This window comes from Brevibacterium oceani (assembly GCF_017948325.1).
Lineage (GTDB): Bacteria > Actinomycetota > Actinomycetes > Actinomycetales > Brevibacteriaceae > Brevibacterium > Brevibacterium oceani.
Map to the genome: position 1 here is coordinate 4,055,081 of NZ_CP072846.1, position 21,707 is coordinate 4,076,787.

A 21,707-nucleotide genomic window follows, 5' to 3' on the forward strand; every position below is an offset into this window, starting at 1 on the left:
GGGCCGGAATTCCCTCCGACCAATTGGTGAGCCTAACCTAATCACGTAGACTAGCAATGCTGTCATTCGGCTTGTCCAATCGACCGGTTCGACTGTCCGAATTGCGATATTCCTCGCTTCCGGTGGGACGCCGCTCCTCAGGGGCGGCATCGCCCCTCGACACGGTGACGAGGCCTGTTGCCCACTCCGACCTGCAAGGATCACTGCGTGCGCTTCTCCGACATCCTCGATGACTTCTCTGAGCCTGACACTGCGGAGGCAGGCAGTGCCGGCGAGAGAACCGGCAGAGCAGGCGAGGAGTCCGACCGCGCAAGCGAGCGCGAACAGCGGTTCTGGGATGAGATCGCCCTGCGGGGCACACCGCTGGTCGATCCATGCGTGAACGATCCTGACCTGCGCGATGTCACGTTCCTCTACCGGTCCACCGATGTGCAGGTCCGCAGCGTCCGGCTCGCGGCGAACCGGGTCACGGACAAGGACCGGCAGGCTGCGGGCATCATGTCCCGGGTCCCGGGCACTGGCATCTGGGGCGTGACGTTGCGTCTGCCCGCCGATCTGCGCTGTTCCTACGGCTTCAGTCCATCTCATGAGGAGGCCGCCCCGCCGTTGGGCGGCCCGGGCCGACCTGGGCCGCCAGTGCTCGTCGACCCGTTCAATCCCGATCCCCCGCTCACCCGACCGGATCAGCGGGGTGACGGCGAGGGCTCATCGGTGTTCTCGGCCCCGCTCGCCCCCGATCACAGCGTGTGGCTGTTCGACGGAGCGCGTGGAGCGGGCGCGCCTGCCTCGGGGGTCGACGTAACGGGCGTGTCTGCTTCGGACAACAATGTCACGGGCACTCGCGACGAGGCAGGCGGGCCCCACCTCGGCGAGGGTCCTGGGATGGATCGTGCTGAACCGACCCTCATGATCGCAGCCGACCGTGAGATCGACGGCGAGAAGTACCCGGTGCGGGTGTCTCTGCCGAGCACACCGGCGACCGGAGTTCTCGTGCTCTTCGACGGCAGACAGTGGTTCGACCACCTCGGCGTCGCCCGGGCTGTGGAGGCGGCCGGGCTTCCCGGACTCATCATCATCGGCATCGGCACCTACTCGACGGCCGAGCGGACGCACACGCTGGCCGGCAACGATCAGTTCCTGCGCAGCGTCGCCGCCGAGTTCGTTCCCGAGATCGAAGCCGAAGCGGCCGTGTGGGGTTCTGCGCTGCCGGCCGGTGCACGTCGGATCATCGGCGGGCAGAGCCTCGGCGGGCTCTCGGCCCTGCTCATGGCTCAGACGTGTCCCGGTGCCTTCGATGCCGTGCTCTCCCACTCCCCTTCGCTGTGGTGGAGTCCCGGCGGGACCGCGACTCCGGCGGATCTGGCGAGCATCGACGGGGACGATTGGACCACCCGGCGATTCCTCGAACCGGGCGCGGGGGCGGGTACGCGGGAGTTCCACCTCGCCGTGGGCCGGCGGGAAGGACCCATGGTCGACCGTGCCAGTCGGCTGGTCGAGGTGCTCGACGGTCGCGGGTTCGCCACTTCGTTGTCGGTCTACGAAGGCGGGCACGACTTCGCGTGCTGGCGCGGCGAGCTCATCGAGGGACTGCGGAGGGTGTTCGCGCGGGGCTGAGGGGCGAGCGCGTCGGGACGCGGCCGCGGCCGCGGCTCAGGCGAACGTGTCTCGGGTGGTCGCGCTGAGGGCGGAACGGTCGCGTCTTCCCGCCGTGCACGCTGCGGGCGGGCGCGCCTAGGAATAGTCGCGGGCGCCGAAGACGCTCGATCCGACACGGACCATCGTCGCCCCTTCGGCGATCGCGAGTTCGAAATCGTTGCTCATGCCCATCGACAGTTCGACCGCCTCGGCGGGGAGGACATCGGCATCGCGCAGTCGTTGGCTGAGTTCGCGCAGATCCGCGTAGCTGGGACGGATCTCGTCGGCGCTGCTGCCGGGCAAGCCGATGGTCATCAGTCCGCGCAGCCGGATCCGGTCGAGTGAGCGGATCTCGGTGATGAGCGCCTCGGCGTCTTCGGGGGCGACTCCGAACTTCGAGTCCTCGCGGGAGGTGTTGACCTGGACGAAGGCGTCGACGGTCGTCTCGAGCACGTCGAGGCGGTTGTTGATCTTCTCGGCGAGTGCGAGGTTGTCGACCGACTGGATGCACTGTGCATGACGCAGAGTGTGGTTGACCTTGTTCTTCTGCAGGGGGCCGATGAGGTGAGTCTCGGGGTTGAGGTCGGCGAGCTCGTCAGCTTTGCCGGTGATCTCCTGGACCTTGTTCTCACCGATGAGGGTGAACCCGTGCTCGAGGGCGACCCGGATCTTCTCCGCCGGCTGCGTCTTCGTCGCCAACAGCACCTGTACATCGTCCCCACTGCGGCCGCTCGCCTCCGCGGCGGCGCGGGCACGGTCGGCCACCTCGTCGAGGTTGCCGGTGATGGCGGCGATGACTTCGGGAGTGAGGGAGGAAGGAGAATCAGGCGTACTCATGCCTCCAGTCTTCCACGAGCCGCGGCAAGTTTCAGGTCGGGTGGGACCGGCGCGGCCGTAGCTGGAGGGGCACGGGTGGTGGGGTGGCGGGCGTGGCGAGAGACGCGCAGCGACGAGTTGCGGACGATCCGTGTTGAAATCATCTCGATTTCTCCGCACGGATCGTCCGCAACTCGGTGTTGCCTCGGTGCTCGCGGGGCCACCTGGGGTGCCGTCTCGGCCGGTTCAGCGGCCCGGGCCAGCGGCAACCCGACCTTGTGACCTACTCCGGCAGGCCTTTGGCCTTCGGGTCGATGTTCTTGATCAGCGCCGAGGTGTCGAGGCCTTCGAGACCGGCATCGACGAGCTTTTGCAGCTGCTCGTGGACGAGCTTCGCGGCCGGAAGGTCGATGCCCGCGGTCTCGGCACCGGCGAGGGCGAGTCCGACGTCCTTGTGCATGAGCGCCGTGGCGAACCCGGGCTTGAAGGCATTGTTCGCCGCGGAGGTCTCGGTCACTCCGGGAACCGGGTACCAGGTGCGCAGCGGCCAGGAGTCACCCGATGAGACCTTCGCGATGTCGTAGATGGTCGTCGCATCCAGGCCGAGGCGCTCGGCAAGCACGGCGCCTTCGACGACGCCCTGCAGGCTGATCGAGAGCATCATGTTGTTGACGATCTTGGCGGCCTGACCTGCAGCTTCGCCGCCGGCGTGGAAGATGTTTCCGGCCATCGGCTCGATGAATGTCTTCGCCTCGGCGACATCGGCCTCGGTCCCGCCGAGCATGAAGGTCAGGGTGCCCGCCTCGGCGCCGCTGATGCCGCCGGACACCGGCCCGTCGACGAAGCGGAACCCGGCCTTGGCCGCCTCGGCGTGCAGAGCGCGAGCGGAGTCGAAGTCGATCGTCGAGGAATCGACGAGCAGAGTGGACGTGTCCGCGTGTGCCAGGACGCCGTCGGTTTCGAGGTAGACGGCGCGGGCATGCTCACCCTTGGGCAGCATTGTGAAGACGATGTCCGCACCGGCGACCGCCTCGGCGATGGAACTCACGGGCGTGACGCCGTGTTCGGCGGCTTCCTTGACGGCGATCTCTACGAGATCGAATCCCTTGATGGTGTGGCCGGCCTTGACCAGGTTCGCAGTCATCGGGCGGCCCATGTTTCCCAGTCCGACCCATCCAATCGTCGACATAATATGCCTCCTCGCATCATGTTCTGCTCGTGTGCAGTGTTCTCTCTCACATTACGCCAGTCGACACCGCGACGCCTGAGGCTGCCGTTACCTCTTGCGCACCGGTTATGTGCGCGCACGCAGATAGAATGGGAGCACTATGGCCTCCTATGCACCCGGCGGATCCGGTCCGCAGATCGCCCCCGAGGATCTGCTCACCCTGCTCGCGGTCGCCCGCCTGGGCAAGTTCACGGCCGCCGCACACAGCCTCGGCCTCAACCACACGACCGTGTCCCGGCGCATCGCCGCGCTCGAGAAGGCCTACGGCGAACGGGTGCTCGTGGCCTCCCCCGACGGGTGGGAACTCAGCGCCGGCGGACGTCAGCTGCTGCCGATCGCCGAGGACATCGAGGCCGCACTCGGGCGGATCGACGCGCATCAGACCTCGGCGCTGGCCGGGACGATCCGACTGGCCTGCCCGCAGGCCTTTGCGCTCGAATACGCGGTCCCCGCGCTCACGGAACTCCAGCGGCGGCATCCCGGGCTGCAGATCGAACTCATCACGGCCACCCAGCGGGCCCGCCAGTACCGTTCGGGCGTCGACATCGAGATCGTCGTCGGTCGCCCGGATGCCCCGCGGTCGATCGCCAAGCACATCCGCGACTACCGGCTGGCGCTCTACGCCTCGCAGGACTATGTCGCCGCGCATTCCATGCCGCGGACGCTCGACGATCTGGCCGATCATCGGATGATCTACTACATCGAGAACTCGCTGCAGGTCGATGACCTCGACGAGGCGGCCGATGCTCTGCCGCGCAGCACCGGATTCTTCCGTTCGACCTCGGTGCATGCGCATGTGCTCGCCACCTCGCACGGGGTGGGGATCGGGATCCTGCCGGACTTCCTCGCCCGCGACAATTCACGGCTGGTGCAGGTGCTGCCGGAGCTGTTCTCGAAGAAGGTCTCCTACTGGGCCTCGGTGCGCCACGAATCTCTGCGCAACGCCGGAGTCCGAAGCGTCCTCGAAGTCCTCTGATTTGCTACCTGACGGCGGCCCAGATACCTGGCGCGAGGTTGCTGGGCCGCCGTCGGGTAGCAATTGAGGGGTGGGTCAGGCGGCGGACCAGCCTCCATCGATGCTGTGGGCGCTGCCGTTGATGACGGCGGCATTGTCACCGGCGAGGAAGAGCGCGATCGCCGCGACGTCCTCGGGTTCGGCGAGCTTCGGCACAGCGGAGCGGCCGAGGAAGACCTGTTCGAGGACCTCGTCCTCGCTGATGCCATTCGTCTTCGCCTGGTCGGCGATCTGCCCCTTGACCAGGGGCGTGAGCACATAGCCGGGATTGATCGCATTGCAGGTCACGCCGTGCGGTCCGGCCTCGAGCGCCGTGGTCTTCGTCAGTCCCATCAGCCCGTGCTTGGCCGCGACATAGGCGGATTTGTTCGCCGAGGCGCGCAGTCCGTGGACCGAGGAGAGGTTGATGATGCGCCCCCAACCACGTTCGTACATCGTCGGCAGCGCGGCCTTCGTGAGCACGAACGGCGCCTCGAGCATGAGCGTGTTGATCAGGCGCCATTCCTGGAGCGGGAATTCGGTGATCGGGTGGATCCGCTGGATGCCCGCGTTGTTGACGAGGATGTCGACGTCGAGGTCGATCCCATCCAGCGCCGAGGTGTCCGCGAGGTTGACTGCCCACGCTTCGCCGCCGATCTCACCGGCCACCGCAGCTGCTGACTCTGCGTCGACGTCGGCGACGATGACATGGGCGCCTGCCGCGGCGAAGGCCTCGCAGATGGCGCGGCCAAGCCCGGAGGCTCCGCCGGTGACAAGTGCGCGCCTGTTCGAGAGTTCTCCCATGGGATGTCCCTTTCGTGCTTCGGTTCGGTGGTTTCGGTTCAGCGATTTGGTTCGGTGGTTTCGGTTCAGCGATTCGGTTCAGTGGTGCAGTCCCCGGTGGTGCGGTGCAGGTCCGGCGGTGCAGGTCCGGCGGCGCGGTGCAGGTCCGGCAGCGCGGGTCCGGTGGCGCGGTGCAGGTCCGGTGGCGCGGGTCCGGTGGCGCATTTCGCCTCAGTGGTGCACGTCCACCAAGGACCTCGACGGACGACGAGGCGGCCCCGGCATCGGCCGACACCGCCTCGTCGCGCCGTCATCGGCTCAGCGCGGTCGGCTCAACCCGACCGGTGCAGTCCGACCGGCTCAACCCGACCGGTGCAGTCCGATCAGCTCAACCCGACCGGCGCAGTCCGACCGGCTCAGACGACTCCGCGCCGGACCTTGTCCGCGTGGTCGAGCGAGCGCAGGTCGATGCCCTTGGTCTCCCGCGTGAACAGCAGCGCGACCAGGGAGATCGCGGCAGCGACGAGCAGGTAGATGGCGATCGGCACCGACGAATCGAACTTGTCGAGCAGCGCAGAGGCGATGATCGGAGCGAACGAGCCTGCGACGATCGCGGTCACCTGATAGCCGGTCGACACACCGGAGTTGCGCATCCGGGTCGGGAACATCTCGGCCATGATCGCCGGCTGACCAGCGTACATCAGCGCGTGGAAGATCAGTCCGATCAGCAGACCGAGGAAGATCATTCCCGGCTTCGCCGTGTCGAACATCGGGAAGGCGAAGAAGCCCCAGCTCGCAGTGAGGACGATGCCGACGCCGTAGGGCAGCTTGCGACCGACCTTGTCTGCCAACGCCCCCACGCAGGGCACTAGAATCGCATGGATCGCGTGCGCACCGAGCAGGAGGCCGAGGATCTCATTGGATTCGATCTTGACGACGACGCTGAGATAGGTGATCGAGAACGTCACGACGAGGTAGTAGTGGATGTTCTCGACGAAGCGCAGGCCCATTGCGGCGAAGACCTCACGCGGGTAGCGCTTGAACACTGCCTTGATGCCGTAGTCGACGCCTTCCTCGATCTCCTCGGCCTGGACCTCGTCGAAGATCGGAGCGTCGGAGACGCGGGTGCGGATGTAGTAACCGATGAGGACGATGACGGCCGAGAGCCAGAAGGCGACCCTCCACCCCCAGGACAGGAAGTGCTCTTCGGTGAGCGTCGCGGTGAGAATGAACAGCACAGCGGTGGCCAACAGATTGCCCAGAGGAACACCCGACTGCGGCCAGGAGGCCCAGAAGCCGCGCGACTTGTTCGGCGAGTGCTCGGCCACAAGCAGGACGGCACCGCCCCACTCACCGCCGACCGCGAAGCCCTGGACGACGCGGAGAAGCACGAGGAGGATCGGAGCGAAGACGCCGATCGCCGAATAGGTCGGCAGGCAGCCCATAAGGAATGTGGCCGCACCGACGAGGATGATCGACAGCTGCAGCAGCTTCTTTCGCCCGTATTTATCGCCGAAGTGTCCGAAGACGATGCCGCCGAACGGACGGGCGATGAAGCCGACCGCGTACGTCGCGAAACCGGCGATGATCGGCGTCAGCGGGTTGTCCGAGGGCGGGAACAGGACGTGGTTGAACACGAGTGTGGCTGCCGAGCCGTAGAGGAAGAACTCGTACCATTCGACGACCGTCCCGGCCATCGAGGCGGCGACGACCTTGCTCAGCTTCGCGCGGATCGACTTCCTCTCCGTGTTGTTCTGGGAACTCATGTGACTCCTTCGATTCCACAATCCGCGTCACCTTTGATGCGCGAATCGACTTGCATGTGCGCCGGCGGCACGACGGACTGGTCATCGCGGACCGCTTCGATGCGGCCGACGATTCCTGTCCGTGCCGTGGCACGGCGACGCAGGGATATTTTTCTCATCCAAGCAACAGTGTGCGCCACATTACGAAGTTTCGGGCGCTTTCCTGGGTGGAATCCGAGAATTTCCGGTATGTATTCGTGCACATCGGATGTGCACAGTCAGACGCGGCCGCATTTCGCCGTGTCCAGAGCCGATCCCCACCGAGGCGGTGTGGCCGATCCACCGCCGAGGTGGCCGACAGTGCCGATGCCGACACCCCCACCGGGGCGGTGTGGCCGATCCCCTCCGCCGAGGCTGCCGGCCGTTCCGCCGCCCGCACCTCTCCGAGCCGAAACCCGGCCGAGACGGCACCCAGGCTCAGCGGCGCCGACCGCCCATCTTCGAGTCGCGTTCGGCCATCGAGGCGAGCATCTCGTTGTAGGCGCGCAGCTCGGCATCGTCGGTGCGGTCCTCGCGCCGGTCGATGCGCTTGGCCTCCCGATCAGAGGACTTCGACCACTGCAGACCGACCATGATCGCCACGAACAGCGTCGGTATCTCGCCGATGCCCCAGGCGATGGCACCTCCGAGCTGCTGGTTCTCGATCGCCGTATAACCCCAGTCGGCGCCGATATTGCCGAACCAGTCGCCGGCGATGAGCACATTGGAGCTCATGATCGAGATGCCGAAGAACGCGTGGAAGGCCATGGTCACCAGCAGCATGACGAGGCGCATCGGGTAGACCGGGCGCCTGACCCCGGGATCGATGCCGATGAGCACGGAACCGAACATGTACCCCGCACCGAGGAAGTGGGCGATCATCAGCTCGTGCCCGATGTGCGTGTCCAGGGCGTAGAACATGATGCCCGAGTAGTAGAAGACGACGAGCGAACCGGCGAAGTTCACGCTCGCCACGATCGGGTTCGCGAAGAAGCGCAGATACGGGGTGTGGACGAGCCACAACACCCATTCGCGGACACCGACCGAACCGTCCTGCCGCGCCTTCGTCGCCCGCATGAGCATCGTGATCGGAGCGCCGAGGACCATCGGCAGCGGCACCACCATCACCAGGAGCATGTGTTCGATCATGTGCGCCGAGAACTGCACCTCACCGTAGACCCGGGGACCGGCGGAGGTGACGTAGACGAGGAAGGCCATGCCGACCAACCAGCTGATCAGGCGCAGCACCGGCCAGCGGTCACCTCGGCGGCGGAGATTGATGAAACCGACGATATAGGCGATCGAGGTGCCTGCGGCGATCGCGATCCACAGCGGATCGATCGACCATTCGCTGAAGTAGCGTGCGAAGTTCGGTGCCGGCGGCAGCGGATCGCCGGTGAGGATCTCGGCCGGGGTGGGGTTGCCGACCGGCTCCTGCGACACGGGCGGCTGAGATCGCGCAAGCGCGACCGCGAGTCCCATCGTGGCACCGAAGATGATGAATTCGACGGTGATGAGGCGCCAGAATTCCATCGTCGCCGAGGCGGCTGTGCCCAAGCGTGCGATGACGAACCGACGGTGCCAGAATCCGATGAGACCGAGCAGGACCGTCGCGAAGACCTTCGCGATGATGACCTCCCCGTAGGGGGTCATGAGATCGTCGAGACTGTGCACACGCAGGAGCGCATTGACCACACCGGAGAAGACGATGAGGCAGAAGGCGATGAGTGCGGCGGTCGAATACCTGCGGATGACCGCCTGCAGATTGTTCGACCGGGCGAGCCCGGCACCGAGGAGGGCGATGACGAAGAGACCGCCCATCCAGATGGTGGCGCCGAAGATGTGGAGGCCGAGGCTGTTCACGGCCTGAGTGTGCCCGGAGGCCTCGGCAGAGTGGCCCATCAAGGCCAGGGGGATCATCACGCCCACCCCGAGGACCCCGGCGACGGCGATGCCGAGGTGGGAGCGGGTGCCGAAGCACAGCGTCGAGGCGACGGCGATGAGCACGACGATGAGCACCCACAGCTGCCCGTAGGCGATCTGGGTGACGAAGACACCGAGCTGGTTCGAGAAGTCGAGGTAGGCCTGAGCCCCGACGGTGTCGACGAACGAGAACACGAGGACGGCGACCGCTGAGAGTGTCCATGCCACGGAGGAGTACTCGGCGATCGTCAGCGCCTTCGTCCACAGCGGATCGAGCCGAGCAGCTTCGTCTGTCTTCGTCTTGCGGCGGTTTCTGCGGCCTTCGGTGCGCGGGAGGATGAGGACGGCGAACATGAGAGCGCCGACGGTCAGGGACATCGCGGTGTTGAAGACGAACTTCGCTGCCGGCAGTCCCAAGCGGACGACGGAACCGGGGTCATTGAGCAGGGTGGGATTCGCGGCCCCGGTGAAGAAGAGAGCGGCGAGACCGACGACGCAGCCGAGGAAGACCACGATGGGGACGGCGGCTCGTTGAGTGAACCGGACGATCGGTTCGAAGACTGGTGAACTCACTGCGCGGGAACCGCCCCTTCTGACATGACTCAAGTTTATCGCTCAGCAGCGGGCCCCACCCAACCGGCAGCGGCCGCTGTGGTCGAGCTCTCGGGGCACCACCTCGGCGCAGGCGGGCTGGGGCGCTGCCTCGGCGAGACCCGGACGGGTACGGGGGCCAGTGGGTATCGAAAGTGCATACGTACTGTTTTTCATCACTACGTGTGCACTTTCGATAGGCAGCAGCACTGGGCGCCACCTCGGCGGCGGGGTGGGCGGGCCCGGGTGTCCCCACCGTTCGGTGGCAGCGGTACTGGGCACCGCCTCGGCGGGGATACACAAATGGCCCGGACCAAACGGTCCGGGCCATTCGACGCTGGGTGCAGATCACTTCGGGCTGCCAGCGGCACCCTTCAGCTTCGAACCAGCGGACAGCTTCACGGAGTAGCCGGCCTTGATCTGGATCTCTTCACCGGTCTGCGGGTTGCGACCCTTGCGAGCGGCACGCTCGGTGCGCTCAACGGAGAGCCAGCCGGGGATGGTGAGCTTGTCGCCCTTGGCAACGACGTCGGAGAAGACGTCGAAGACACCATCGAGAACATCCGAGACCTGCTTCTGGGTCAGGCCGGACTTCTCGGCAACTTCTGCCACGAGCTCGCTGCGGTTCTTAGCCATAAAAGTGTCCTCCTTAGGACAAGTCGGTCGGTCACCGGTCCGTTTTTCCGATGACGAACTTCCTCGAGATTACCAGCTTGACTTGGTGATTCCGGGCAACTCGCCGTTGTGAGCCATTTCGCGGAAGCGAACTCGGGAGAGTCCGAACTTCCGGAGGTAGCCACGAGGACGACCGTCGACCTGGTCACGATTGCGGACGCGAACAGGCGAAGCATCGCGCGGAAGCTTCTGCAGAGCCAGGCGTGCCTCCTCGCGCTGCTCGTCGGTGGAATCGGGGTGTGTCAGCTGACGCTTGAGAGCGGCGCGGCGCTCTGCATAGCGTTCGACGATGACGCGACGCTGCTTGTCGCGGGCGATCTTTGACTTCTTAGCCATGTGCGCTCAGCGCTCCTCTCGGAAATCGACGTGCTTGCGGATGACGGGATCGTACTTCTTGAGCACGATGCGATCCGGGCTGTTGCGGCGGTTCTTGCGGGTCACGTAGGTGTACCCGGTGCCGGCGGTCGACTTGAGCTTGATGATGGGACGAATATCCTGGGCCTTGGCCATCAGAGCTTCACTCCCTTAGCGATCAGTTCATTGACCACGGCGTCGATTCCGCGCGCGTCGATGACCTTGATGCCCTTGGCGGACAGGGTCAGGGTGACGTTGCGGCGCAGAGACGGAACGTAGTACCGCTTCTTCTGAATATTCGGGTTGAAGCGACGCTTCGTGCGGCGCTTCGAGTGGGACACGTTGTGTCCGAAACCGGGGACCGCCCCGGTTACCTGGCAGGTTGCTGCCATGTCTCTCCTCCAGTTCACAAGTTACCGACTCTCGAAACAAGCTCCTGCGGACGAACTTCCCGCTCGCTTGCGCCGATGTCGGAAGACATCAACAAATTCTCGCGAATGCCGCCTGATCGAGCGTGCCCGACCACGGTCGCCATCGAATCGAACTGAGCCGATCCGCCTCCGACCCGCATCAAGTGAACTCGGTGCGCGACGTCCGCCGTGAAAATTGTGTACGCCAAAACAGGTTTGCCCGTTCGGGCGAGATGTCTCACCAGCGCTGAAGCCGTAGCCTGTGAGAGATGGCCGAAGCTGGAGTGCAGCGGTGGGTGAGCACCATGTCGGTCCTAGCAGATCGATCAACGACCGTTCTGGTACGACACAACAGGAATCAATCTTACTGAGAGTGCGGGCTCCAGGGCAAATTCAATCCACGCCGCAGAGCTGCAGTCTTCCTCACCCGATGCGGTCTTCGCCACCTGCCGGGGCCGGCTGCGGGAACTTTCTCAGCTGGGCTCAAGGCAACCCGGGGAAAAGCGCAGTAGGCTTTCGTCGGCAACATGTCCTGCCGGCGATCGTGTTGAACGCCCGCCTGACTCGTGCCAAGGTAAGAAGATGATTGCCACCACATATGGCACTCCGGAGGCCCGATGAGCGACGTTCCACAGAGGCCGCGCATTCGTCCGGCGACCAGTGACGACTGGCAGAAGGATCACCACGATTCTGCTGGTCAGACACCGTCGTACGGGAATGAGGCGGGACGTTCGCCTGCCGATTTCGACAACTCGACCTACTATGAGTACCTCGAACGGCACACCGGGGAGCAGTCGATCTCGAAGGCCCGGACCGGCAACGTCTTCGCCCCGGCCGATCGTTCTCCTTTCGACGAGCAGTCCTCCTCTGCACACGCTGGTCAGACCGATGCCTCCTACCGGGCCCAGGGGCCGGCGAACGGCCTCGTTGCTGCGGCGCCGAACGGGCAGGATCCTCCGACTCCTCCCCCGCCTCAGTTCCCGCCCGCAGTCGGGCCGGGCGGGCAGAAACCGCGCAACGGACTCAAGATCACAGCCGTCATCATTGCCCTGGTTATGGTCCTCGCACTCGTCGCCTTCTTCGGGATCCGGTGGCTCGCACCCTCGTCCGGGACTGTACCCGTCGATGTCGGTTCGAGCGAACCGGGCTCACCGTCGCCGAGCCCGTCCGACGATCTCGTCCAGCCCTCGCAGTCGCCCGAGGACAGGCTCGACGCGTACACGAAGGACGGCACCGACAAGGCTGCCGACCTCGAGGGCGAGTGGGTGACGCAGGTGAGCGCGAAGAAGGTCGGCCTCAAAGCCGACGGCAAGACCTGGACCGCCGCCGACATCCTCAACGAATACGAAGCCAACAAGGTCAAGTACCCGGGTTCGATCCTCATTCACAGCGGCGACTGGGCGTCGTACAAGGACGGAAGCTACTGGGTGACCGTCGTCGACACCGGCTACAGCGAGCCCGAGGCCGCCCTCGACCAGTGCCGCTCATGGGGTCTCGACCGCAATCACTGCCTGGCCAAGCGGCTGGTCAAGGACGGCAGTCCGAAGGACAACAGCGCCTACCTCGACAACTGAGCAGCGGCTGAGCGGTCGCGGCTGTGGCTTCGACGACCACAAACGGCACACTCCACTCTGAGCAGCCCAGTTCCGAACTTGGGCTATCGAGCGTGGATTGAGCCGTTTCGCGAATTCCAGCGTCTCCGCCCGCATGAGCGCAGCGTCTCCGACCGTTCTTTCCTCACGCCGAGCCTGCTGCCCCGTGTCAAAGCGACGGCCACGCGCCGGGCTGACTGCCCCATGTCAATGACGGCCCTGCGACGAGACAACGGTGGCCCCGCGACGAGACAACGGCGGAGCGCCGAGACACCTGTGCACACAGTGGTCTCGGCGCTATGCCGTTGTTTCGAGGAACCTCGGGCCTTGTTTCGCGGTGCCGCCGGCGCTCAGGCCAGCAGCAGAGTCGGGTCCTGCAGTCCGCGGCCGACGTCGGCGAGGAACTTCGAGATGATCTCGCCGTCGACGACTCGATGATCGGCGCTCACGGACAGCGTCGTGATCTCGCGCGGGACGATCTCGTCGTCGACGACCCAGGGCTTCTTCCGAATCTGCCCGAAGGCGAGGATCGCGGCCTCGCCCGGGTTGATGATCGGAGTGCCCGCATCGACGCCGAAGACGCCGACGTTGGTGATCGTGATCGTGCCCCCGGCCTGATCGGCCGGCGGAGTCTTGCCCGACCGCGCCAGCGCCGTGAGGTCCTGGATGCCCTGAGCGAGTTCGCCGAGCCCCATGGCCTGCGCGTTCTTGATGTTCGGGACGATGAGTCCGCGCGGTGTGGCCGCGGCGATGCCGAGGTTGACGTACTTCTTGACGACGATCTCGTCACCGTCGAGGCACGAGTTGATCCGCGGGTTGCGTCCCGCAGCCCAGGCCACAGCCTTGGCCACGATGAGCAGCGGTGAGACCTTGACGTCCTCGCCGAGGAACTTCGTCGACTTCAGCCTCCGAACCATTGCCATGGTCTCGGTGACGTCGACGTCGAGGAACTCGGTGACGTGCGGCATCGTGAACGCCGAATCGACCATGGCCTTGGCCATCATCTTCGTCACGCCCTTGAACGGGATCCGTTCTTCGAGTTCGCCGGAAGCACTCGCCGAGGCGGCCCCCGGTGCCGTCGCACCCGCAGTCAGGGACGCGGCTGGGTTCGCCGCGGCTGAGGTCGACGGCGCCGAGTTCGCCGCTGCGTGCACGTCGTCGCGGGTCACATCACCGCGAGGTCCGGTGGGCACGACCTGAGTGAGGTCGACGCCGAGGTCCTTCGCGAGCTTGCGGACGGGCGGCTTCGCCAGCGGCTTGCCGGTTCCCGACGCCGTCGAGCCTGCCGCCGCTTCGGCCGCGGCCCCATGAGCGGGGGCGGCCGAAGCATCCGGTGCCGCCGGTGCAGGTGATGTCGACGCATTCGGTGCCGCGGGCACCGGGGCGGACGCTGGAGCCGACGGTGCGGCCGACGCAGCTGGTGCGGCAGAAGCCGGGGCCGGGACGGCACCGCCCTTGCGGGGACGACGCTTCGACGACGTCGCCTTCGCGCCGTAGCCGACGAGCGTGGCACCGCCGTCGGCATCCGCGGAAACGGGGGCAGCCTCGGCGGGAGCAGACCCCTCCGGCGAAGCAGCCCCAGATGAGGCGGAACCGGACGAGGACGACGCGGCACCGGCGGAAGCGGGGGCAGCCTCGGCGCCGGAGTCGCCATCGGCACCGCCGAAGCGGATGATCGGGGTGCCGACCTCGATCGTCTGCCCCTCCTCGACGAGGAGGGCGTCGACGGTGCCGGCCTGCGGGCTCGGCAGTTCGACGAGGGACTTCGCGGTCTCGATCTCGACGAGGATCTGGTTGACGGTGACGGTGTCGCCGGCGGCGACCTTCCAGGACACGATGTCGGCTTCGGTCAGGCCCTCACCGACGTCGGGAAGAGGAAATTCGAATGACATTCTTGACTCTCCTCGTAATCAGTAGGACAGGGCCCGATCGACACCGTCGAAGATGCGATCGAGGTCGGGCAGGTAGTGCTCTTCCATCCGGGAACCGGGGTACGGGGTGTGGTAGCCGCCGACGCGGATTACCGGAGCCTCGAGGTTGAAGAAGCAGCGTTCGGTGATGCGCGCGGCGATCTCGGACCCCAGACCCAGGAAGGTCGGGGCCTCATGGGCGACGACGAGGCGGCCGGTCTTCTGCACGGACTTCTCGATCGTCGTGAAGTCGATCGGGCTGAGGCTGCGCAGGTCGATGAGTTCGACGCTCTTGCCCTCGTCCGCGGCCGCACCGACCACGTCCTGGGCGGTCGGCATGAGCGGCCCATAGGCGACGAGGGTGACGTCGGTGCCTTCGCTGACGACGCGGGCATCGTGCATGCCCACTCCCCCGCGATCGGCGGTGTCGACGTCCCCACGCAGCCAGTAGCGGCGCTTGGGTTCGAAGAACATCACCGGGTCGTCGCTCTTGATCGCGTCCTGGATCATCCAGTAGGCGTCGTGGGCGTTCGACGGCGAGATCAGGCGCAGACCAGCATGGTGGGCGAAGACGGTCTCCGGGCTCTCCGAGTGGTGTTCGGGTGAGCCGATGCCGCCGCCGTAGGGCACCCGGATGACCATCGGGATGCGTTCCTTGCCCAGGGTGCGGTTGAACAGCTTCGACACCTGGGTGACGATCTGGTCGTAGGCCGGGAAGATGAAGGCGTCGAACTGGATCTCTATGATCGGTCGGTAGCCGCGGATGGCCATGCCGATCGAGGTGCCGACGATGCCGGATTCGGCCAGCGGGGCATCGATGACGCGCTGCGGACCGAAGTCCTTCTGCAGGCCTTCGGTGACGCGGAAGACGCCGCCGAGCTTGCCGATGTCCTCACCGATGAGGACGACCTTCGGGTCGTCCTCCATGGCCTTGCGCATTCCAGCGGTGATCGCCTTTGAGAGGGGAAGCTTCTCCATCAGGCCTCACCCGCATCGGCGAACGAAGCCTGGTACGCCAGGAATTCAGCGCGCTCCTCGTCGACGAGGGAGTGGGGTTCGGAGGTGACGTGGGCGAACATCTCGATGGGATCGGGGTTCTCCATCGTCATGCAGTTGTGGCGGATGCGGGCGGCCAGGGTGTCGGCTTCGGCGTCCACCTCGGCGAAGAACTCTTCGCTGGTCTCGGTGTGCTTGTCGAGGTAGGCCTTGAGGCGGACGATCGGGTCGCGGTCCTCCCAGATCTCCTCTTCGGCCTTGTCGCGGTACTTCGTCGGATCATCGGCGGTCGTGTGGGCGCCGCGACGGTAGGTGAAGGCTTCGATGAGCATCGGGCCGTTGCCGGCGCGGACCGAGTCGAGGCTGGCGCGGGCGACGGAGTACATCGCGATGATGTCGTTGCCGTCGACGCGGATGCCGGGGACTCCGAAGCCCTCGCCGCGCTTGCACAGGGGTGCCGCGGACTGGACGTGTGTGGGCTCGGAGATCGCCCACTGGTTGTTCTGGCAGAAGAACAGGACCGGGGCGTGGAAGGCTCCGGCGAAGGTCAGCGCCTCGGAGACATCGCCCTGCGAGGTGGCCCCGTCGCCGAAGCAGGCGATGGACACGGTGTCGCGGTCGATGTCGCCGGTGCCGACGTCGCCGTCCATGCTCACACCCATGGCGTAGCCGGTGGCGTGCAGCGTCTGCGAGCCGATGACGATGGTGTACGTGTGGAACCGGTGCTCTTGGGGATCCCAGCCGCCGTGGTTCTGACCGCGGAAGATGCTGAGCAGGGTCTCGGGTTCGACACCGCGGGTGTAGGCGAGGCCGTGTTCGCGGTAGGTGGGGAAGACGAAGTCTTGGGGGCGGGCGGCCCGGCCCATGCCGATCTGGGCTGCCTCCTGTCCGAACAGCGGTGCCCACAGGCCCAGCTGTCCCTGACGCTGCAGGGCGGCTCCCTCGGCGTCGATGCGGCGGACCAGGACCATGTCCCGGTAGAAGCCGCGCAGATCCTCGTCGGTGAGTTCTGCGGCGAAGGCGTCGTATTCACCGGATTCGACGCGGTTTCCGTCTTCGGTGAGCATCTGGATCATTCTGGGCTCCTGGGACTGACTGTGGGCAGCACCGGTTCCCACTGAAATGTTGGAGGTCATTCCAGTTCTCCTTTGTTCGAGGTCCATCATCACCGGAGGTGACCAGTGGTGGACCGAGTCCGTCGGGCAGGCCCTCGGATGTGAGAACTCGCCCTCGAGTGATCTGATTCACAGGTGATCCCACGATACCGAATCCACTCACTGCTTGCCACTCTCACCGTGCGGTTCGAGTATCAAAAGTGCAGGTCAGAAACAGCCTATGGGCTGACTTCGACACATGTGGCCCAGTTCCAATGGCCTCAGCGGACAATTGTCGATCTCCTCAGACTTAGTCCATCGTCCGACCAACGCATGTCCGAGCACCGGATGACCGCCGTTTCCCCGCCGAGGCGGCCCTGCCCTGTCGGTGATCGGGAGCGTCCTGAGGTGGTGATTCTGTCCGTCGCGCGGCGGTGTGGAGGCTCCGCCGAGGCGGCTCTGCCCGCCCGTAGGCACGCGCGGTTCAGCGGCTCTGCCCTGGCCGCCAGCGGTAACGCGCGGTTCAGTCGCACGCGCGGGTCACGTATGCTTGCGTCTGCCCTGGTAGTCCCGGGTCTTCTTGAGATCTCCGGTGAAGAATCCCGAATTCTTCGCGGTGAACCGGTCGAGGCTCCCGTTCCCCGAGCGCAGCAGCAGGGCGATCGATGCCGCATAGGCCGTCGATGAGTGCGCGGCACCGGCCGAGTCGAACAAGTCGGCGATCTCGGCATCGGACTTGTCCCTGAGCGCGGGTGCCTTGCGCAGTTCGTCGGGGTCGTAGTCGACGGTGATCGTCGACCAGTTGTCGGCGGCGGGGTTCTCGTTGCCGTCGAGGTCGGGCACGAGGTCCTGTTCGTGTTCGATGGAGAGCACGTCGATGTCCGAGCCGATGGCGAAGTCCGATATCGGCGAGCCCACCGTCATGAGCGCCGTGACGTTGACGTCGGCGAGGAACGCCGGATCCGCCGCCAGGGAGCCTGCGGTGATGCCGCCCTGCGAGTATCCGACGAGCATGACCTCGTCGTTCGGGTCGATTCCCGCATCGGCGATCGCCTGGCGGACCATCTCGCGCATCACAGTGTCGTTGCCGGCCATGCCCTGCACGTTCGTCGTCATGTCCGTCGTGTTGTCCCCGGACTTCGCCGACCAGTCGGTGGTGGCCGGGACGTAGACGATGTAACGGGTGGTCCCGTCGGGTCCGACGATCTCCTCGATGCGCACCTGTCCGGAGTCGGTGCCGCGATGGCAGGCCGCTTCACGGAGGTAGAGATCCTCGAGGTCGCGCGGGGGCTTCTCATGCGGCGGGGTCACCCCTTCTGCCTCCCAGACCTCCACGTCGGAGGGCAGAAGCAGCCCGAACTGATTCGCCCCGGCCAGCAGCCACACGGTCATCGACTGTGAGTCGTGCGGCCAATAGGCGTGGTCGGCATCGGTGTCGAGCAGCGCAGGAGGCAGCCCTACGAAGCCGACGACGATGCCCGGCAGCACGTGCTCGATGACGGCTCCGGCCACATCGGAGTGTTCGAACACGGCAGTGACCAGGGCCTCCTTCGCCTGTTCCTTGGTCTTGCCGAGATCGATGCCGAAGTGTGTGGTGATGACATCGTCGAGTCCGGTGACGTCGAGGATCTTCGAGACCACGAGCACCTGAACGCCGATGGTGATGGCAACGGGGATGATGACGGGCAGGCTGATGGCGATGATCCGCCCCGTCGCATAGCCGATGGCGTCGAGCAGTCCCCCGAAGGCCTCACTGATGCCCTTCTCCGCCTGCCGGTAGGCGAACGCGGCGGCCTTCACGCCCACGGCCGTCGTCTCGAGCTCGAGCAGCGACGCGGCCAGCTGCCGGTGGAAACGCATGCGACAGGCGTCGAGATTGAGCGCCGTGAGCGGTGCCGGCACCTGTGTGAGCAGGGTCGCGAGGTCGAAGTCGCCGACCGCCGCCTGGACCGACAGATCACCGACATCGCCGATGATCGCCTGCAGCGCCTCCCCGCTGCCGTCGGCGCGCTGGTCGACGGTGATCCTCCCGCCTCCGTGGGTCCGCGAAGCGATCATCACCGCACTCCGGCCGACATCGTCCGGGTCAGCACGGCGGCCACCAGCATCCGCACTGCATCATCGTCGGCGGCGACATCACAGTCGACGGTGATCGAATCGCCGCAGCGTTCGAGGACAGGGCGGAACCAGGCGCCGTCCCTGCGGTGGAGGAACTCGAGACCCGCGGCCCCACCGCGGGCGGCCCAGTTCACGGTGAGCACGCAGTCGTGTTCGACCAGCCCGGCGAGTTCGTCGACGACGTGGCCGATCCGCGCCGGGTCGATCCTGCGCAGCAGCTGGTGGTGGGCGAAGTCGTCGAACCCCTCGCCGTACAGCGCCAGCACCGCCTGGCTGGTCGCCTGGCCGAGGCAGAGCGCGAGATGGACGGATTCGACGCCCGAGGACAGGACGACCGTGATCCGCACATCGCCCTGGTTGAGTTCGGCGGCGAATCCCGCGACCCACGCCGTGAGCACGTCGAGTTCCCGATTCGCCGGAACGGATTCGCCGAGGTCGACGAGCTCGATGTTCTCCCCCACCGAGGTGGTGCCCGCATCGTCTTCCCCCGTCGATGCGGGGCTCCCGTTGCTCTTCCCCACCGAGGTGGCGCCTACGTCGCTCTCGCCTGCCGAGCGGGATCCCCCATCGTCCTCCCCGGCCGGGCCGGGACCGACGTCGCCCTCTTCGGGGTCCGTCCGCCTCGGCGAGAGTTCGGTCGGCCACAGTCGGCGCAGCCGGTCGGGCAGCCGGCGGATCCTCTCGAGATCGACGACGATCCACTTCTCGAGGTCCCGAGTCCCGAACTCCGATGCGATGCTCACAGCTGGATCCGCCCTCCCACGGAGACGACCTGCAGATGCAGCTCGTACGCTTCGGCGAGGTCATCGGCGCAGTCCGCGAGCGCGTCGATCGACTCCGCGCACGATCTCACCCTGTCCTCGAGCAGATCCCCAGCCGGAGAGTCCCACCCCTCGATCTGCCGACAGCTTCGTGCGAGGCCGCGCAGCATCTGAGCACGACCCCTCCACTGCTCACGATTGCGCGCCAGCTCGTCCGTGATCACCCTTCACTCCTCACTTCTATGCGGTTCGCGACCGTGCGATCCCACTCGTCCGGTGCAGGCAGTGCTCGCCCGCGCTCGATTTCCCCTGACCGTAGGAGGGCGCTGACCAGGCTGGGAAGCCCCGAATTCGACCCTGGGGACGACCATCGAGCATCCACAGGGTTCCTACGCCGGAGTCGTCACCGCCTCCACAGGCGATCACGTTCGAGTCGCCGCCCTCGCCTCCGGACCCCGCCGACCGTCCGCGCGCCGCGGGTGGGAGGGTTCCACCCCGGCCGGACGGGTTCCGCCCCGATCGTCCGCTCATGAGAAAATAGGGGTATGCCGACTGTTTCCCTTGCCGAAATCACGCCCGCCATCGCTCTCGGACCGCTTGATGGTCGCTACCGCAAAGACACCGCTGACCTCGTCGATCACCTCTCCGAGGCGGCGCTCAATCGCAACCGCATCATCGTCGAGATCGAATGGTTCATCCACCTCGCACAGAACTCCGTGATCGAGGGAGTCCGTCGTCTCACCCCCGACGAGGTCGATGGCCTGCGTGCCTTCGCCGACGGCTTCGACTCCGAGACCATCGCCACTCTGGCCGCCCACGAAGCGGTCACGGTCCACGACGTCAAGGCAGTCGAATACACAATCAAAGAAGCCCTAGTGGAGATCGGCGCCGACGATCTCAGCGAGCTCGTGCACTTCTGCTGCACCTCGGAGGACATCAACAATCTGTCCTGGGCGCTCGGCATCAAGGGTGCCACCGAACAGGTCTGGCTGCCGCGTGCGAAGGCGCTCATCGACAGCATCGCCGAGTCCGCCGCAGCCCTGGCAGAAGTCCCCATGCTCGCCCACACCCACGGTCAGCCGGCCACCCCGACGACGATGGGCAAGGAACTCGCGGTGTTCATCCACCGCCTCCGCCGCCAGTACGAGCGCATCGCCTCCACCGACTTCCTCGGCAAGATCAACGGCGCCACCGGAACCTACTCGGCCCACCTGGCCGCCGTTCCGGGAGCCGATTGGCCGAAGATCGCCCAGACCTTCGTCGAGGACCGCCTCGGACTGACGTTCAACTCGCTGACCACGCAGATCGAATCGCACGACTGGGATGCCGAGCTCTTCGCCGACATCGCCCGGTTCAACCGCATCGCACACAATCTGGCCACCGATATGTGGACCTACATCTCGATGAATTACTTCAAGCAGATCCCCGTCGCCGGTGCGACCGGGTCCTCGACGATGCCGCACAAGGTCAACCCGATCCGGTTCGAGAACGCCGAGGCCAACCTCGAACTCTCCTGCGCCCTGCTCGATTCGCTCGCCTCGACTCTGGTGACCTCGCGGATGCAGCGGGACCTCACGGACTCGACCTCGCAGCGCAACATCGGCGTCGCCTTCGGCCACTCCGTGCTGGCGATGAACAACCTCGTCAAGGGACTGAGTGCTCTCGCCATCAACGAGGACGCCCTGTCCGCCGACCTCGATGCGAACTGGGAGGTCCTCGGCGAGGCAGTCCAGTCGGTGATGCGCGCCGCCGGCCTGCAGGGCACTCCCGGAATGGAGAACCCGTACGAAACGCTCAAGGAGCTCACCCGCGGCAAGCGGATCAACCAGGCCGACCTGCAGGAGTTCGTCTCCGGGCTCGGCCTGCCCGAGGAGCGGGCCGAACTGCTCAAGGCGCTGACCCCGGCCACCTACATCGGCGTGGCCGCCCAGCTGGCCGAGGCCGAGGTCGCCGACTGGCAGAAGCTCAGCGAAGCCTGACCCGCTGCTGTCGACGACTCTTCCATGAGCCTGGCGCGACACATCGGGGCCGGTTTCCGAATTC

19 protein-coding genes are annotated in these 21,707 nt (G+C 66.0%); 4 read left to right on the top strand and 15 right to left on the bottom strand.

What is annotated here, in order from left to right:
• The first annotated feature begins 207 nt into the window (after nucleotides 1-207).
• The gene (locus J9314_RS17975; RefSeq protein WP_210603657.1) at nucleotides 208-1,614 is read left to right on the top strand and encodes an alpha/beta hydrolase-fold protein; all 1,407 of its coding nucleotides are present in this window, start codon (nucleotides 208-210) and stop codon (nucleotides 1,612-1,614) included.
• A gap of 117 nt (nucleotides 1,615-1,731) precedes the next feature.
• On the opposite strand, the gene J9314_RS17980 is transcribed toward J9314_RS17975, so the two are convergent.
• The gene (locus tag J9314_RS17980; protein WP_210603658.1) at nucleotides 1,732-2,472 is read right to left on the bottom strand and encodes a YggS family pyridoxal phosphate-dependent enzyme; all 741 of its coding nucleotides are present in this window, start codon (nucleotides 2,470-2,472) and stop codon (nucleotides 1,732-1,734) included.
• Nucleotides 2,473-2,734: 262 nt separating this feature from the next.
• Nucleotides 2,735-3,640 carry a 3-hydroxyisobutyrate dehydrogenase gene (gene mmsB / locus J9314_RS17985; protein ID WP_210603659.1) on the bottom strand — a complete coding sequence of 302 codons (906 nt, stop codon included), beginning with the start codon at nucleotides 3,638-3,640 and terminating at the stop codon, nucleotides 2,735-2,737.
• A gap of 139 nt (nucleotides 3,641-3,779) precedes the next feature.
• On the opposite strand from mmsB, the gene J9314_RS17990 reads away from it, so the two are divergent.
• The gene (locus J9314_RS17990) at nucleotides 3,780-4,655 is read left to right on the top strand and encodes a LysR family transcriptional regulator (RefSeq protein ID WP_210603660.1); all 876 of its coding nucleotides are present in this window, start codon (nucleotides 3,780-3,782) and stop codon (nucleotides 4,653-4,655) included.
• Between the two features lie 75 nt (nucleotides 4,656-4,730).
• On the opposite strand, the gene J9314_RS17995 is transcribed toward J9314_RS17990, so the two are convergent.
• The 7 genes from J9314_RS17995 to rpmB all read right to left on the bottom strand — a co-directional run bounded on the left by J9314_RS17995 (nucleotide 4,731) and on the right by rpmB (nucleotide 11,175).
• Nucleotides 4,731-5,477, bottom strand: a complete 747-nt coding sequence (locus tag J9314_RS17995) for a 3-hydroxybutyrate dehydrogenase (RefSeq protein WP_210603661.1) — start codon at nucleotides 5,475-5,477, stop codon at nucleotides 4,731-4,733.
• 395 nt (nucleotides 5,478-5,872) lie between these two features.
• Nucleotides 5,873-7,222: an MFS transporter gene (locus J9314_RS18000; protein WP_219921926.1), complete on the bottom strand. Its 1,350-nt coding sequence runs from the start codon at nucleotides 7,220-7,222 to the stop codon at nucleotides 5,873-5,875.
• 456 nt (nucleotides 7,223-7,678) lie between these two features.
• Entirely contained in the window at nucleotides 7,679-9,736 is a 2,058-nt protein-coding gene (locus J9314_RS18005; RefSeq protein WP_210603662.1) for a bifunctional copper resistance protein CopD/cytochrome c oxidase assembly protein, read from the bottom strand.
• Nucleotides 9,737-10,102: 366 nt separating this feature from the next.
• A complete protein-coding gene (locus J9314_RS18010) occupies nucleotides 10,103-10,390 on the bottom strand; it encodes an HU family DNA-binding protein (protein WP_166974882.1) in 288 nt (95 codons plus the stop codon).
• 69 nt (nucleotides 10,391-10,459) lie between these two features.
• Entirely contained in the window at nucleotides 10,460-10,765 is a 306-nt protein-coding gene (gene rpsN, locus J9314_RS18015; RefSeq protein WP_166974885.1) for a 30S ribosomal protein S14, read from the bottom strand.
• A 6-nt stretch (nucleotides 10,766-10,771) separates the two neighbouring features.
• Complete coding sequence (gene rpmG, locus J9314_RS18020; RefSeq protein WP_166974887.1) at nucleotides 10,772-10,939, bottom strand: 50S ribosomal protein L33; 168 nt, start codon at nucleotides 10,937-10,939, stop codon at nucleotides 10,772-10,774.
• Nucleotides 10,939-11,175 (bottom strand): 50S ribosomal protein L28, encoded by a 237-nt coding sequence (rpmB, locus tag J9314_RS18025; RefSeq protein WP_025779147.1) that lies wholly within the window; start codon nucleotides 11,173-11,175, stop codon nucleotides 10,939-10,941. Before rpmB ends, rpmG begins: the two co-directional genes overlap by 1 nt.
• Nucleotides 11,176-11,810: 635 nt before the next feature.
• Here rpmB and J9314_RS18030 point away from each other — a divergent pair.
• Nucleotides 11,811-12,767: a protein kinase gene (locus J9314_RS18030; protein ID WP_210603663.1), complete on the top strand. Its 957-nt coding sequence runs from the start codon at nucleotides 11,811-11,813 to the stop codon at nucleotides 12,765-12,767.
• Between the two features lie 368 nt (nucleotides 12,768-13,135).
• On the opposite strand, the gene J9314_RS18035 is transcribed toward J9314_RS18030, so the two are convergent.
• From J9314_RS18035 to J9314_RS18060, 6 genes are all read right to left on the bottom strand, one after another.
• Nucleotides 13,136-14,677, bottom strand: coding sequence for a dihydrolipoamide acetyltransferase family protein (locus J9314_RS18035; RefSeq protein ID WP_210603664.1), 1,542 nt, complete (start codon nucleotides 14,675-14,677; stop codon nucleotides 13,136-13,138).
• Nucleotides 14,678-14,695: 18 nt separating this feature from the next.
• On the bottom strand, nucleotides 14,696-15,673 hold the full coding sequence (locus J9314_RS18040; RefSeq protein ID WP_210603665.1) for an alpha-ketoacid dehydrogenase subunit beta: 978 nt from the start codon (nucleotides 15,671-15,673) through the stop codon (nucleotides 14,696-14,698).
• Nucleotides 15,673-16,827, bottom strand: coding sequence for a pyruvate dehydrogenase (acetyl-transferring) E1 component subunit alpha (gene pdhA / locus J9314_RS18045; protein WP_181275135.1), 1,155 nt, complete (start codon nucleotides 16,825-16,827; stop codon nucleotides 15,673-15,675). Before pdhA ends, J9314_RS18040 begins: the two co-directional genes overlap by 1 nt.
• A 498-nt stretch (nucleotides 16,828-17,325) precedes the next feature.
• Nucleotides 17,326-18,843, bottom strand: a complete 1,518-nt coding sequence (locus J9314_RS18050; RefSeq protein ID WP_210603666.1) for an alpha/beta hydrolase — start codon at nucleotides 18,841-18,843, stop codon at nucleotides 17,326-17,328.
• A complete protein-coding gene (locus tag J9314_RS18055; protein WP_210603667.1) occupies nucleotides 18,843-19,646 on the bottom strand; it encodes a hypothetical protein in 804 nt (267 codons plus the stop codon). The genes J9314_RS18050 and J9314_RS18055 overlap by 1 nt, the downstream gene beginning before the upstream one ends.
• Nucleotides 19,643-19,888: a hypothetical protein gene (locus J9314_RS18060; protein ID WP_181275138.1), complete on the bottom strand. Its 246-nt coding sequence runs from the start codon at nucleotides 19,886-19,888 to the stop codon at nucleotides 19,643-19,645. The genes J9314_RS18055 and J9314_RS18060 overlap by 4 nt, the downstream gene beginning before the upstream one ends.
• A 321-nt stretch (nucleotides 19,889-20,209) precedes the next feature.
• Here J9314_RS18060 and purB point away from each other — a divergent pair, with 321 nt between their 5' ends.
• Complete coding sequence (gene purB / locus J9314_RS18065; protein WP_210603668.1) at nucleotides 20,210-21,643, top strand: adenylosuccinate lyase; 1,434 nt, start codon at nucleotides 20,210-20,212, stop codon at nucleotides 21,641-21,643.
• The last annotated feature ends 64 nt before the right edge of the window (nucleotides 21,644-21,707 follow it).